This window comes from Paenibacillus thermoaerophilus (assembly GCF_005938195.1).
Lineage (GTDB): Bacteria > Bacillota > Bacilli > Paenibacillales > Reconciliibacillaceae > Paenibacillus_W > Paenibacillus_W thermoaerophilus.
Map to the genome: position 1 here is coordinate 1 of NZ_VCQZ01000041.1, position 14641 is coordinate 14641.

The window sequence follows — 14641 nt, forward strand, 5'->3', positions numbered from 1 at the left end:
TCTAAGAGTCGGGCTCGCAGCACCAAGAAACAACGACCTCCCTCCACCAGCCGCAGGAATATTGTACCGCATTCGCCCATTTTCATCATCTGCTGGTGCCGCATTAGCGGCATGGGGGTCTAAGGGGTACATGCCTGCTTCTATGGGATAAACGACCTCCCTCCACCAGCCGCAGGAATATTGTACCGCATTCGCCCATTTTCATCATCTGCTGGTGCCGCATTAGCGGCATGGGGGTCTAAGGGGTACATGCCTGCTTCTATGGGATAAGCCCGCATTTATTGCTACTGTGTTGCATGCCCGCTGCTGAGCACCTCTGCTGCGGATACTTGAGCCCTGCCGCCAATGAGTCGCGCCCCGTCCCTTGACCCATGCGTTCGCCTCCGGTTCCGCCTGGCGGCGCGGGCACCCTTGCCTTTGGGCCAACGGCAGGCGCTCGCCAGTCCCGTTGGGCGACTTGCGGCCGGCCGTGCCCAAAAAAAGCAGCCCCGGCGCAATGCCGGGGCTGCCAGTCGCCAGCCATAGCTGGCGGTCCGCTCTCCGTTTTAGACTTGGAACCAGTTCTTGAACATCTGCTTCGTCACTTCGCCGTTGAGCGCGGCGATCGACGTCGTGAGCGGGATGCCTTTCGGGCAGGAACGCACGCAGTTTTGCGAGTTGCCGCAGCCCTCGATGCCGCCGTCTTCCATCAACGCCTGCAGGCGCTCGTGCTTGTTCATTTCGCCCGTCGGATGCGCGTTGAACAGGCGTACCTGCGAGATCGGAGCCGGTCCGATAAAGTCCGACTTGTCGTTGACATTCGGGCAAGCCTCCAGGCAGACGCCGCACGTCATGCACTTCGACAGCTCGTAAGCCCATTGGCGCTTGGACTCCGCCATACGCGGCCCCGGACCGAGATCGTACGTGCCGTCGATCGGAATCCACGCTTTGACCCGCTTCAGCGCCGCGAACATGCGCTCGCGGTTGATGACCAGGTCGCGCACAACCGGGAACGTCGACATCGGCGCGAGCCGGATCGGCTGCTCCAGTTTGTCGATCAGCGCGGTGCAGGCCTGGCGCGGCTTGCCGTTGATCAGCATCGAGCAGGCGCCGCACACTTCCTCCAGACAGTTCGATTCCCAGCAGACCGGCGTCGTTTCTTTGCCGCTGGCGTTTTTCGGATTGCGCTGGATCTCCATGAGCGCGCTGATGACGTTCATATTCGGGCGGTAAGGAACCTCGAACTCTTCCGTATAGGGGCTGCTGTCCGGGCTATCCTGCCGCGTGACGATAAACTTGACCGTTTTCGCGTCCGCCATGGATCAATGCCCTCCTTTTTTCTTGTCCGTCGTGTAATCCCGCTTGCGGGGCGGAATAAGCGACACGTCGACGTCTTCGTAGCTGATGACCGGGCCGTCCGGCGTCCAGGTCGCAATCGTCGTTTTCAAGAAGTTCGCGTCGTCGCGTTCCGGGAATTCCGGCTTGTAATGCGCGCCGCGGCTTTCGTTCCGGAGCAGCGCGCTCTTCGTCATCGCTTCGGCCAGCTCCAGCATGTTCCACAACTGGCGGGTGAAAGCGACGCCCTGGTTGTTCCAACGCGCCGTATCGGTAATGTTGATCTTTTTATAGCGCTGCTTGAGTTCCTTGATCTTGTCGATCGTCTGCTCCAGTTGCTTGTTGTAGCGGACGACGGTCATGTTGTTCGTCATCCACTCGCCAAGCTCTTTGTGCAGAACGTACGCGTTCTCCGTGCCGTCCATCTTGAGCAGGGACTCGTACTGGTCGATGCGCGCTTTCGCGGCCCGTTCGAACACCGAGCTGGGCACGTCTTCCGCGTGTTTGTCCAGCCCCTTGATATATTCAATCGCCTTCGGTCCGGCCACCATGCCGCCGTAGATCGCCGACAGCAGCGAGTTCGCGCCGAGGCGGTTCGCCCCGTGATACTGATACTCGCACTCGCCCGCCGCGAACAATCCCGGGATGTTCGTCATCTGGTTGTAGTCCACCCACATGCCGCCCATCGAGTAGTGGACCGCAGGGAAAATTTTCATCGGAATTTTGCGCGGGTCGTCGCCCATAAACTTCTCGTAAATCTCGATGATGCCGCCGAGCTTGACGTCCAGCTCCTTCGGATCTTTGTGGGACAGGTCGAGGTAAACCATGTTCTCCCCGTTGATGCCCAGCTTCAAGTCGACGCACACGTGGAAAATTTCCCGTGTCGCGATATCGCGGGGAACCAGGTTTCCGTAGGCCGGGTATTTCTCTTCAAGGAAGTACCACGGCTTTCCGTCCTTGTAGGTCCAGATGCGTCCGCCTTCGCCGCGGGCCGACTCCGACATCAGACGCAGCTTGTCGTCGCCCGGGATCGCGGTCGGGTGAATCTGGATGAATTCGCCGTTGGCGTAACGCACGCCTTGCTGGTACACGGCGCTTGCGGCCGTGCCGGTGTTGATGACCGAGTTCGTCGTCTTGCCGAAAATAATGCCGGGACCGCCCGTCGCGAGGATAACCGCGTCCGACGCAAACGTGTGCACTTCCATCGAGCGCAGGTCTTGGGCGACGATGCCGCGGCATACGCCCGTCTCGTCAATAACGGCGCCGAGGAATTCCCAATGCTCGTATTTTTTCACCAAGCCGGCAACTTCCCATCGGCGAACTTGCTCGTCCAGCGCGTACAACAACTGCTGGCCGGTCGTCGCGCCGGCGAACGCCGTGCGGTGGTGCTTCGTTCCGCCGAAACGGCGGAAATCCAACAAACCTTCGGGAGTCCGGTTGAACATAACGCCCATCCGGTCCATCAGGTGAATGATGCCAGGGGCCGCTTCGCACATCGCTTTAACCGGCGGTTGGTTCGCAAGGAAGTCGCCGCCGTATACCGTATCGTCAAAATGCTCCCAAGGGGAGTCGCCCTCGCCTTTTGTATTGACCGCACCGTTGATTCCGCCTTGCGCGCACACCGAGTGGGAACGCTTCACCGGAACCAGCGAGAACAGGTCGACTTGAACGCCGGCTTCCGCCGCCTTGATCGTGGCCATCAGGCCCGCCAGGCCGCCGCCGACAACGATAATTTTAGTCTTAGCCATTACCCGTCACGCCCCTCTTTTTATGTGTTCAAGAAATTCGGGTCGACAAACGCCGTCAGTGCCATAATTCCTACAAAAGAAAGGAAGACGAAAGCGGCCATCCAGACGTAGGTCGATACACGCTGCGCCCGCGGGCCAACCGTGATTCCCCAACTGACGAGGAACGACCACATGCCGTTGCAGAAGTGGAACACCGCGCAGACCACCCCGATCACATACAGCGCGAAGAATACCGGATTCGTCAGGATGTCGACCATCAATTTGCCGAGATCCTCATGCTTGGCGTTGCCGAGGGCGACTTGGACGCGGGTCTCAAACGTGTGCCAGACGATGAAAATAAGCGTCAGCACGCCGGTCACCCGTTGCAGCGTGAACATCACGTTGCGGAAATAACCGTACCGGACCGGATTGTTGCGCGCCTGGTAAGCGACATACAGGCCGTACACGCCGTGGAACAGAATCGGCAGCCAGATGCCGAACAGCTCAAGCAGAAAAATAAACGGCAGGCTGTTCAACCATTCGACTTTCTCCAGGAATTTCGCGTGACCGCCCCGATACGCTTCGTAGTTGGTGAGCAGATGTTCGACCAGGAAAAACCCGATCGGAATGACGCCCAGCAGCGAGTGCAGCTTTCGCGTGTAGAACGAATTGACCGCCATGGCAAAGCATTCCTCCCTATTTGTTTACGTGCCTGTGAAAAGCCACCATCCATTGTACCCCTGCCAAAATTGACCGTCAACCGCTTTCTCGGCGGCAAATCGGGAGCGTTCGACAGGCGTCCAGCCTTTCCCGATCCTCGGCTGTCCGCGATTAGTTTTGCCCGAAGGACGGAAGATCAGCCGGAATGTGGACGATTTGTGACACTATTCATCCTAACCTTGTTTCGCTTATAATGGAAGTGTCGATTTGACATATCTCTTTATGCACATTGTGCATATGAACGATGGAACAGGCGGACGAACGAATGCGGGACACCGTGCCTGCGCCATGAATCGGCGCAACCGTTCGGAAGCCGCACATCACAGAGGGGGATGACGTCCATGCAGGTAGAGGATTTGGACGTGCTGGTGGCCGCCGTCGAGCATAACAGCTTGAACAAGGCGTCCCAGGTGCTGAATTTGTCTCAGCCGGCTCTGTCGAGACGGCTCAGCAAACTGGAGGAACATCTCGGGGTAACGCTGTTCGAGCGCAAAGGCAAGCGGCTCGAACTGACCGCAGCCGGCCGGATGTGCTACGATCACGCGATCGAGCTCCGCCGGCTCAACCATAAATTCCAGCGAAATCTGAACGACTATCGCAACGGCGCTTCGCTCAGCCTGACGATCGGGGCCAGTCTGACCACCCTGCAGTCCACGCTTCCCGATCTCGTCACGATGTACACGCGGGAATTCCCGCACGCGGACATCAAAGCCCTGACGGGCAAGACGCACGAAATCGTGGCGATGGTCCGCGACAAGAAGGTCGATCTGGGCCTGATCGCTTCTTCGCTCGAATCGCCCGATCTGCAATGCGTGCCGCTGTTCGACGACCATCTGTGCCTGGTGCTGCCCGCCGGGCATCCGCTGCTGGCCTCGGGACCCGCGCCGGCTCCCAACATCCAATGGCTCGACGGCCTGCCGATGATCCTGTTCTCCCGCGGCGCGTGGTACAGAGTGCTGGTCGACGAATTGCTCGAAAGGTACGGCATCGCGCCCGATCTGCGGATGGAGATCGATTCCTTCGAGGCGACCGTGAGGATGGCGGCGACATGCGGCCTGGCGACGCTGCTGCCCCGCTCCTACATGCGCGAAGTGCTGCTGGACTACAACGGCCTGGAGATGCTGGAAGTGCCGGAGCTGAAGCTGACGACCCGCACGACTTCGCTGATCTTCCTGCGCAACACTTCGCTGGCGGCCGAAACGCTCGAATGGATCGGCCGGGTTCAGGCGCGCTTCTCGTCCCGCCTGGCCCCGTAAATCAGTCCAAAGGGGCATCGCATTAGCAGACGTTCTCCTGATCGTAGAAATTCGGAGGCACGATCGCGGGATCGTAGCTTTTGTTCCACATATGCGTCGTCGCCGGCGACATCGGCGGGATCAGCCAGGTCCAGTCTCCCGTCAGCTTTCGCCCCGCTGCGCATTCCTGCTCCTCGAAGCGGCGAAACTGCTCCGCCGCCGTATGGTGGTCGACGATGCTGACGCCCGCGGTTCTGTAGGAGTGGAGAACCGCGACATTCAGTTCGACGAGCGCGCGATCCTTCCACAGCGACACATTTGTGGACGTATCCAGTCCCAAAAGCTTCGCCACGTCCGGAAGCATGTCGTACCGGTACTCGTCGGCCAGGTTGCGCGCCCCGATCTCCGTTCCCATATACCAACCGTTAAACGGAGCCGCGGGATACGACACGCCGCCAATTTCCAGCCGCTTGTCCGACACGCAGGGAACGGCGTACCATCGCAGTCCGAGCTCTTCGAACGAGGACAACGTCGGATGCGTCAGCTTGACCTCCAGAACCAGTTCCTTCGGAATGTCGAACAGAACCGGCTTTACCCCGGCGGGCTGCAGGACAAGCGGAAGCACGTCGAACGGGCCGCCCGCGCCGCGCCAGCCAAGCCGCATGCACACCTCCGTCAACGCCAAGGAGGCGGGGTCGCCGATCACGCGGCCGTCCGCGCCTCTGTAACCCGCGTAACGGATCAACTGGTGATTCCAGATCCGCGGTCCCGCGGAAGCTCCGCCTCCCCCGCCGCTCGCCGGCGCGAATACGGTGATCGCCGGGCGGATGCGTCCGCCGTTGGTCGCGTAGGCGAGGTGGTCGAACAACGCCTGCGCCATGTCGTCCGCCGTCCGCGCGCCGCGGGCGTCGAACACTTCGAGCGTCTGCCAAAACAGCCGGCCGATGCAGCGGTTGCTGTTGCGCCAAGCCATCCGCGCGCCGTGCGTTAATTCCTCCGCCGTATGCGCATAGGTCCCGGTCCGCGCGATCTCCTCGCCTATCTGCCTCAGCCGACGATCCGCCTCCGCCTCCGTCTTGCCCAATTCGCGGTAACAAGTCCGGATAAACGCTTCCGCTTGCCCGTAAATCTGATGATTGGTCGTCGCATGCATACGTTTTGCCCTGTTCCCTTTCCGATGCCGATCCTCCGCCGCCTACCGGTTCACTTCTTCTTCGAAGGAGTCGATCTGTTCGTTGGTGCCGATCACGACCATGACGTCGCCGACATCGACGCGGTCTTCCGCCATCGGCGCGATGATGACGCCGCTGTGCTTGTTGATCGCCACGACGCTGCATCCGTGCTTGCGCCGGGGATCGAGATCCCGCAGCGTCCGGCCGGAAATCCGCTTCGAGACGGACAGCTCCGCAACCGTGTAATCTTTGGACAGCTCGATATAATCCAGCAGATTCGGCGACACGAGCTGATGCGCCACTCGAATCCCCATATCCCGCTCCGGATAAATGACCCGGTCGACGCCGATCCGCTCCAGCACCTTGCCGTGAAGCTCGTTCAGCGCTTTGGCCACGACCTGCTTCACGCCGAGATCCTTCAATATTAAGGCGGTCATGATGCTCGATTGGATATCGTCGCCGATCGCCACGATGACGCAGTCGAAATTGCGGATGCCCAGCGACCGCAGCACTTCTTCCTCCGTACAGTCGGCGACCACCGTATGGGTCAGCTTGTCCTGCATCTCCTGCACGACTTCTTCGTCGATGTCGATGCCAAGCACCTCGAAATCCAGGCGAACCAATTCTTTCGCGAGACTGGAGCCGAATCGGCCCAGACCGATCACAGCGTATTGCTTGTTTTTCATCGTTGATCTTTATCTCCTGTGGGATGATCGAACCCGCTCGGGGAGATCATCCGATTGTAATTTGGCCTTCAGGGTATCGGTACAGCTCCTTCTCGGGCTTCGGCTGCAAGGCGAATGCCAACGTCACGGGACCGAGCCGCCCGACGAACATCGTCACGGTGATGATCACCTTGCCCAGCTCCGACAGCCCGGGCGTCAGGCCCATCGAGAGGCCGCACGTGGCGAACGCGGAGGTGACCTCGAACAAGATCATCAGAAAATGCCGGTCCTCCAACGCCGACAGCAGCATCGTGATGATCGCGACCGTGCCGATGCCGAACAGCGTGAGCGTGATCGCCTTGTGAATGCGGTCCTTGGCCAGCCGGTTGCGGAACATGACGATATCCTCCTTGCCCCGCAGCATCGCCACCATCGCGCCGATCAGCACCGCAAACGTCGTCACCTTGATGCCCCCGCCCGTTGAACCCGGAGCCGCGCCGATAAACATCAGGATCACGATGAAAAATTGCGTCGCCTGGCGCATGCTGGCGATATCGAGCGTCGCCGTTCCGCCCGAACGCGGGGTGACTCCCTGGTAGAGAGAGGCCAGTATTTTGCCGGACCAGCTCAGCGGCTGGAGCGTGCTGCTGTTCGTAAACTCGAACACAAACACCACAACGGTGCCCGCCGCGATCAGGAAGGCCGACGTCGTCAGCACCACTTTGGAATGAAGCGACAACTGCTTGCGCTCGGGCCATTCGATGAGATCGGCCATGACGATAAACCCGATGCCGCCGAGAATCGTCAGCGTGATGCCGACCAGATTGACGATCGGGTCGTTCACATGCAGCGTGAAGCTGCGGAATTCTCCGAACAGGTCGAAGCCGGCGTTGTTGAAGATCGAGACGGAATGGAAGATGCCGAAATAAACCGCGCGGCCGACGGACATGTCGAACGACCAGCGAATGGCGAGCAGCAGGGCGCCGACCGTCTCGATGACGAACGAGTACAGAATAATCTTGCGGACGAGCCGGACCAGACCGGACATGTCGTTCTGGTTGAGCGCCTGCTGCAACACGAGCCGGTCCCTCAGCGAGATGCGCTTGCGAAGCATCAGAGCGAACAGCGTGGACATCGTCATGAAGCCGAGACCGCCGATCTGCATCAGGATCATCAGCACGATTTGGCCGAATATCGAGAAATACGTGCCCGTATCCACGGTGACCAAACCCGTGACGCAAGCGGCCGACGTCGCCATGAACAAGGCGTCGATCAGCGGCAGCCTCGTTCCCTCCTGCGAGGAGATCGGCAAAGACAGCAGGAACGCGCCCGTCCAGATGACCGCGAGCATGCCCAGCACAAGCACCTGGGAAGGCGATAGCCTTATCGATTTTTTTGCAGGCCGCATATGAACCCCTTCTTCCGCAATCGCCAATCGTTTATCCGATCGTGATTCTGCCCTCCGGATACCGGTACAGCTCCTTATCCGGCTTCGGCCGAAGGGCGTACGCGAGCGTCACCGGTCCGAGCCGTCCGGCGAACATCGTCAGCGAGATCAAGATTTTGCCGATGTCCGTCAAATCCGGCGTCAGCCCCATCGAAAGCCCAACCGTTCCGAACGCGGACGTGACCTCGAACAAAATCATCAGAAAGTGATGATCCTCCGTCGTCGACAGCGCCATCGTCATGACGACGACCAGCAGCAACGCGAACATCGTCAGCGTGATCGCCTTGTAGATGCGCTCCCCGGCCAGCCGGTGCCGGAACAGCACCACATCTTCCTTGCCCCGGATCATCGCCAGCATGGCCCCGATCAGCACGGTAAATGTCGTCGTCTTGATCCCGCCGCCGGTCGATCCCGGGGAGGCGCCGATAAACATCAGCAGCACGATAAAAAATTGCGTCGCCTGGCTCAATCCCGCGATGTCGATCGTATTGGCGCCGGCCGTCCGCGGCGTCACCGACTGGAACAGCGAAGCCCAGAATTTGCCCGACACGTCCAGGCTGCCGAGCGTCTTGCCGTTCGAATATTCGAGCGCGAAGATGACGACCGCCCCGACGGCGATAAGGAATCCGGTCATGCTCAGGACGGCCTTGGAATGCAAGCTCAGCCTGCGCCGCTTCGGAAACTCGGCGAGATCGGACAAAACCGCGAAGCCGAGGCCGCCGGAGACGATCAGTCCCATCGCGACCAGATTGACGACCGGGTCGTCCGCATATAGCGTCAGACTGCGGAACTCGCCGAACAAGTCGAAGCCGGCGTTGTTGAACATCGAGATCGCATGCCACACGCCGAAGTAGACGGCCCGCCCCGGCTCCATGTCGAACGACCACCGGATCGCGAACAGCAGCGCGCCGATCCCCTCGATCGTCAGCGAATAGATCGCGACCTTGCGGATCAGCCGGACGATGCCTTCCATACTGCCCTGATTCATCGCTTCCTGCAGGATCAGCCGCTCCTTGAGCGTGATCCGCTTTTTGAGCAGCAGCGCGAACAGCGTGGTCATCGTCATGAAGCCGAGGCCGCCGACCTGGATGAGCACGGCCAGCACCGCTTGGCCGAATACAGAGAAGTAGGTCCCCGTATCCACGACGACAAGTCCCGTCACGCAAGTGGCGGAGGTGGCCGTAAACAAAGCGTCGAGCAGGGGCAGTCGTTCGCCGGAGCTCGATGAGACGGGCAGCGTCAGCAGCAGCGCGCCGATCCAGATGATAACGGCGAAGCCCAGCACGAGAATTCTCGGCGGCGTCCATTGAAACTTGCGCAATCGCGATGACGTGCTCATCGGATAATTCCTCCCGGCGTACAACCGCCGATACACGCGTCATAAACACAAAACGGCACTGGATACCCAATGCCGTTAACGGTAGCGGTCTCCTGACATTAAAGCCTACGAGGTTAGCTGACGGATTCGGGTCGACAGGCCCCCTATTCGCGGCGTTTGCGCGAAATTCACCCCGGCTGGAAATCGATAGACTTCCATTAACATGGTTCCCCCGTTTTCAAACAGAAATTCGGCTTGTTATTCGATTCGCAATATGACTACGATTATAAGTCAGCGGCGTTTCGGGGACAAACGCCGTGGAACGCGGATTTTCGCCGTAATCGCAGGACTAAGCGGACTGTAAGCGATTTTAGCGGGTGATAAGTCGTGAAATCGAGGGAATGGTAAGGCTATCGCTTCTATTGGCAACTTCGCTTTGCGTATGATACGGTAAGGGATGGAATCCTTTCCCTTGCCATTGATAAAAGGAGTCGTGCCCATGACCTCGACCTCATCCCCGAAAAAGTTGTCGCTTACGTTGCTCGCCGTCGTCGGCGTCATCCTGTACGGCGTTCTGACGTTTATGCCGTTGGGACCCTCCGGCGACGCGGCCGAGCTTCCGTCCGTCCACGACCGCATCGGGAAGGACGCCGCGCTGGACAAGGCGCGGGAATTTGTCGCCGAACTCGAATCGCCCGGGGAAGCGAACGCGGCGGCGGCCCAGATCGCGTACGACACGAACAAACACATGAACGGATATCTCGTCCGGTACGGCTTGGAAAGCGAATACGCCGGACATTATGCCGACCGGTACCCGCTCGAATACTACAAAGCCGAATTTGAATCGGATCGTTTCCGCTATTACGTCTACGTCAGCCTGTTTGAACCGAAGGTGATCGGCTGGGTGAAAGAAACGAGCGGCAACGCTCAGGAAGACCGCCAGACCGAGGAGAAGCTCGCCCGCGAGTATTTGCGCGCCAAGGGCATCAATCCGGATACGTCCGAGCTGCACGTTCGCACCCCGCAATCGGCGCTCGAACCGGACCTCGGGGCGTTCTCACCGCGGAAAGCGTACCGGTTCACGGAAACGTCCGCCGTCGTCGGGGAGGCGGAGCTGGTCCGCACCGTGTACATTCACGATGGGCAAATCGTCGGATACCGGGAAGGCTTCGAGCCTCCGCTGCACCATCGCGACTGGCAGGAGCGGCAGGACGGTATATCGGCGATGCTGTCGCTTGCCTTTTACGGCCTGCTGCTGGCGTTTTGCCTGACGGCGTTGATCTTGGCGATCATCAACCGCAAGCAGGCCTCGTTCACGAGAGGAGCGGCGCTTTCGATCGTCGTCGGCATCCTGACGCTTCTGCACCACTGGAACATGTCGCCCGTGCTGCTGGCGATGAAGGGCGACGTCTTCTACCCGGACATCGTCGAATGGATCGAGACGGCGTTTACGATGAGTATCGAGCTGCTGCTGATCGTCGGCTTGTACTTTATCTTCGTCGCGGGCGAAGAGATGACCCGCCAGGTCGGCTGGAATCTCTGGACGCATCCCCGCTCGCCGCGCTTCGCAGAAGAAACGATAACCGCGATGAAGCGCGGGTACAAGATCGCCTTGTTTATGATCGGCGTTCAGGCCTTCATGTTCTTCGTGGCGGAATCCTACTTCGGCATGTGGAGCATCAACGATCCGCAGACGTCCTCCCTCAACCTGCGGTTCATATGGCTTTATCCGGTTGTGGCCTGGATCGCGGCGTTTCAGGAGGAAGCAATCTTCCGGCTGTTCGGCATCAGCATCGTATACCGGATTACCCGCAGCAAATGGGCGGCCGTCATCCTGACCAGCTTCGTCTGGTCGATCGGACACGCCGCTTACCCGCTTTACCCGTTCTATACGCGAATCTGGGAGGTCACCCTGTTCGGATTGCTGTTCGGCTTCGCTTACCTGCGGTACGGCTTCTGGACGGTCGTGTTCGCGCACGCCGCCGCCAACAGCCTCATGACGGCGGTCGAGCTGATCACGATCGAGCCTTCGCCGATCCATATCGCCTCCGCCGCCGTATTTGCCGCTTCGCCGTTTCTGGTTGCGCTGGCCATGTCCGCCTGGACGAAGCGGCGTTCCGGACGGGGCGCTCCGACTCCTCCCGCCATGCCGAATCCGCCGGCATGACGCATTCCAAGACAAAACGGCTTCGCCGCCCTGGGATTTCCCAGGACGGCGAAGCCGTTTTAGCTTCCCTCACGATTCCGCCCGGCCTCCGGCCGAAGCCCCGTACGGCGCCGCACCTTCGGCGACCTGCGCGGGCATCTCCGCGCCCCCGTCGGACTTCGCCTCCTCCTCGCGCAGCGCGAGGAGAATTTGCTTCGCCAGCTTGTCGCCGATGCCGATCTCGCGGTACTCGTCGATGGACGCTTCCCTCATGCGGGCGATCGAGCCGAAATGCTTCAGCAGCAGCTTGCGCCGTTTCTCGCCGATGCCGGGGATCGCGTCAAGCCGCGACATCGTCATCGATTTGCCGCGCGTCTGGCGGTGGAACGTGACGGCGAACCGGTGCACCTCGTCCTGAATGCGCTGCAACAGATAAAATTCCTGGCTGTCGCGCGCGAGCGGCACCGGCTCCGGCGGATCGCCCGTCATCAGTTGGGCGGTCCGGTGCTTCGCGTCCTTCACGAGGCCGCAGACCGGGACGAACAAGCCAAGCTCGTTCTCCAGCACGTCGATCGCCGCGGAGATTTGCCCGCGTCCGCCGTCGACCACGATCAGATCGGGCAGCTCGAGCCCTTCCTTCAGCACGCGCTCGTACCTCCGGCGGATGACCTCCCGCATCGATTCGTAATCGTCCGGTCCCTGCACGGTGCGCAGCTTGTATTTGCGGTACTCCTTTTTGCTCGGCTTGCCGTCGACGAACACGACCATCGCCGACACCGGACTGGTCCCTTGAATATTGGAGTTGTCGAACGCTTCGATCCGGCGGATCGGGCCGATGCCCAGCAGTTCGCCGAGATTGGCCGAAGCCTGCACGGTCCGCTGCTCGTCGCGCTCGATAAGCCGGAACTTCTCCTCCAACGCCTGCCGGGCGTTCTCGACCGCCATGGCGACCATCGATTTTTTGGCCCCGCGCCGCGGCGTCAGCACCTTCGTCCCGAGCCACTGCTGCAGCCCTTCGGCCGCGTCCTCGCCTCCTTCGCCAAGCTCCGGCAGCAGAATTTCCCTCGGCAGAGCCGGGTTCTCGCTGTAATATTGCGAGACAAACGTCAGGAAATCCTCCGCCTCTTCGCCGTAGAAGGGAAACGACGTCGCGTGGCGCTCGATCATTTTGCCTTGGCGCATATAGAGGATCTGGACGCACATCCAGCCCTTGTCGACCGCGTAGCCGAATACGTCCCGGTCCGTCACGTCGGCGGTCGTAATCGCCTGTTTGTCCATCAGCAGGTCGATCTGATGAATCTGATCGCGCAGCTCCTTCGCTTTCTCGAACTCAAGCGCCTCCGCCGCCTCCATCATTCGGGCGGTCAGCTCTTCCTTGATCGCGCCGGCGCCGCCGTTCAAAAACCGCGAGATTTCCGCGATCATGCGCTCGTATTCATCGGGAGAAACTTCGAATTCGCACGGAGCGACGCATTGGCCGATGTGGTAATACAAACAGACCTTGTCCGGGATCGTTCTGCACTTGCGCAGCGGATACAGCCGGTCGAGCAGCTTCTTCGTCTGCTGGGCCGCGTAGCCGTTCGGGTAAGGGCCGAAATATTTCGCCTTGTCCTTCACGACCCGGCGCGTCACCTCCAGCCTCGGATGACGCTCGTTCGTAATTTTGATATACGGGAACGTTTTATCGTCCTTCAGCAGCACGTTGTAGCGCGGCATATGCTGCTTGATCAGGTTGCATTCGAGGATCAGCGCCTCCATATTGTTTTTCGTGACGATATATTCGAAATCGGCAATCTCGCCGACCATCTTCTGCGTCTTGACGTTATGGCTGCCGGTAAAATACGACCGGACGCGGTTTTTGAGCACCTTCGCCTTGCCGACGTAGATGATGGCGCCGTCCGCGTTTTTCATCAGGTAACAGCCCGGTTTGTCCGGCAGCAGCGCCAGCTTGTGGCGGATGATCTCATTAGCCAACGTCCTGTCCCCCTCTCCTCCATCCCTTTATTCTCTTTATTATAAAAAAGAAATCCCGCCGTTCCAATGGGAACAAGCGGGTCGCAACGGACGGGGCCGCACGGAAGAAACGAACCGGGCCGATCACCCTTGAGTGTCCGCCCTCTCTTCGTGCCGTGTCCGCGAGGATTCGTTCGCCTGAATCTTGATCGGATATAAATACTGCACATCCTTGACGATGGCTTCGAATTGGAGGACGATCGCCGTGTCGAACTGCGTTCCCCCGTGAGCGATCAGCTCCGTGACGGCTTCTTCTATCGTCCGGCGCTTGCGGTAAGGCCGTTCCGAGATCATGCTGTCAAAGGCGTCGACGACGGAGCAAATGCGGGCGAACAGCGGGATGTCCGCGCCCTTCAGACCTGCGGGATACCCTGTGCCGTCCCACCGTTCGTGGTGGTGCCTGACAATTTCGATAACCTCCCGATCGACGGAGGTCGTCCTCTCCAATATGTCCGAGCCGATCTCCGGGTGAAGCTTCATCAGGCGCCACTCCCGGTCGGTCATCGGCTTCGAGCTGTTCAGGATCGAATTGGGAATCATGAGCTTTCCGATGTCGTGCAAGCAACACCCTGTCCCGAGCTGGGCCAGTTCTTTTTCCGTCAGCCTCATGGCGGTTCCGAGCATGTGCGCGAGCTTGGCCACCCGAATGCAGTGCGTGTAGGTCGGAGCGTGCTTGTTCTTCAGCATGTTCTTCCATCCGGGCACATCCGAGCTTGGACGAACCTTCCGAACCGGCGATCCGACGACCGTCAACCCAGAATTCATAGCAACCTCCTAGATGAGAACTTTTCCCAGACCCCTGTCTTACCGATAATAGTTATCGGATAGAGTTTGTCGGTGGCGATTCCGCTCGAGTCGTACAACGACAGTTATACGACATTGGA

General features: G+C 59.8%; 11 protein-coding genes and 1 riboswitch. Of the genes, 2 read left to right on the forward strand and 9 right to left on the reverse strand.

Features of this window, described 5'->3' with window-relative positions; genetic code table 11:
• Positions 1–545: 545 nt before the first annotated feature.
• The 3 genes from sdhB to FE781_RS16940 are packed head-to-tail and all read right to left on the reverse strand — an operon-like array spanning position 546 to position 3721.
• Positions 546–1298 carry a succinate dehydrogenase iron-sulfur subunit gene (gene sdhB / locus FE781_RS16930; RefSeq protein WP_138790795.1) on the reverse strand — a complete coding sequence of 251 codons (753 nt, stop codon included), beginning with the start codon at positions 1296–1298 and terminating at the stop codon, positions 546–548.
• Between the two features lie 3 nt (positions 1299–1301).
• Positions 1302–3062 carry a succinate dehydrogenase flavoprotein subunit gene (sdhA, locus tag FE781_RS16935; protein WP_138790796.1) on the reverse strand — a complete coding sequence of 587 codons (1761 nt, stop codon included), beginning with the start codon at positions 3060–3062 and terminating at the stop codon, positions 1302–1304.
• Positions 3063–3082: 20 nt separating this feature from the next.
• Positions 3083–3721: a succinate dehydrogenase cytochrome b558 subunit gene (locus tag FE781_RS16940; RefSeq protein ID WP_138790797.1), complete on the reverse strand. Its 639-nt coding sequence runs from the start codon at positions 3719–3721 to the stop codon at positions 3083–3085.
• Positions 3722–4102: 381 nt separating this feature from the next.
• Between FE781_RS16940 and FE781_RS16945 the strand changes: the two genes are divergently transcribed.
• Complete coding sequence (locus FE781_RS16945) at positions 4103–5017, forward strand: LysR family transcriptional regulator (protein WP_138788126.1); 915 nt, start codon at positions 4103–4105, stop codon at positions 5015–5017.
• A gap of 22 nt (positions 5018–5039) precedes the next feature.
• Here the strand turns inward: FE781_RS16945 and FE781_RS16950 are convergent, their stop codons facing one another.
• Genes FE781_RS16950 through FE781_RS16965 form a run of 4 tightly spaced genes read right to left on the reverse strand, consistent with a single transcriptional unit; the run spans position 5040 to position 9619 of the window.
• A complete protein-coding gene (locus FE781_RS16950; RefSeq protein ID WP_138788127.1) occupies positions 5040–6149 on the reverse strand; it encodes a nitric oxide synthase oxygenase in 1110 nt (369 codons plus the stop codon).
• Positions 6150–6191: 42 nt separating this feature from the next.
• Entirely contained in the window at positions 6192–6854 is a 663-nt protein-coding gene (locus FE781_RS16955) for a potassium channel family protein (protein ID WP_138788128.1), read from the reverse strand.
• Between the two features lie 46 nt (positions 6855–6900).
• On the reverse strand, positions 6901–8241 hold the full coding sequence (locus FE781_RS16960; protein WP_138788129.1) for a TrkH family potassium uptake protein: 1341 nt from the start codon (positions 8239–8241) through the stop codon (positions 6901–6903).
• A gap of 31 nt (positions 8242–8272) precedes the next feature.
• Entirely contained in the window at positions 8273–9619 is a 1347-nt protein-coding gene (locus tag FE781_RS16965) for a TrkH family potassium uptake protein (RefSeq protein ID WP_138788130.1), read from the reverse strand.
• Between the two features lie 87 nt (positions 9620–9706).
• Positions 9707–9864, reverse strand: a riboswitch (cyclic di-AMP (ydaO/yuaA leader).
• 233 nt (positions 9865–10097) lie between these two features.
• On the opposite strand from FE781_RS16965, the gene FE781_RS16970 reads away from it, so the two are divergent.
• Positions 10098–11765 (forward strand): CPBP family intramembrane glutamic endopeptidase, encoded by a 1668-nt coding sequence (locus FE781_RS16970; RefSeq protein ID WP_170209401.1) that lies wholly within the window; start codon positions 10098–10100, stop codon positions 11763–11765.
• 69 nt (positions 11766–11834) lie between these two features.
• Here FE781_RS16970 and uvrC read toward each other — a convergent pair whose 3' ends face one another.
• Positions 11835–13718, reverse strand: coding sequence for an excinuclease ABC subunit UvrC (gene uvrC / locus FE781_RS16975; protein ID WP_138788132.1), 1884 nt, complete (start codon positions 13716–13718; stop codon positions 11835–11837).
• A gap of 123 nt (positions 13719–13841) precedes the next feature.
• Positions 13842–14522 (reverse strand): HD-GYP domain-containing protein, encoded by a 681-nt coding sequence (locus FE781_RS16980; protein WP_138788133.1) that lies wholly within the window; start codon positions 14520–14522, stop codon positions 13842–13844.
• Positions 14523–14641: the final 119 nt, after the last annotated feature.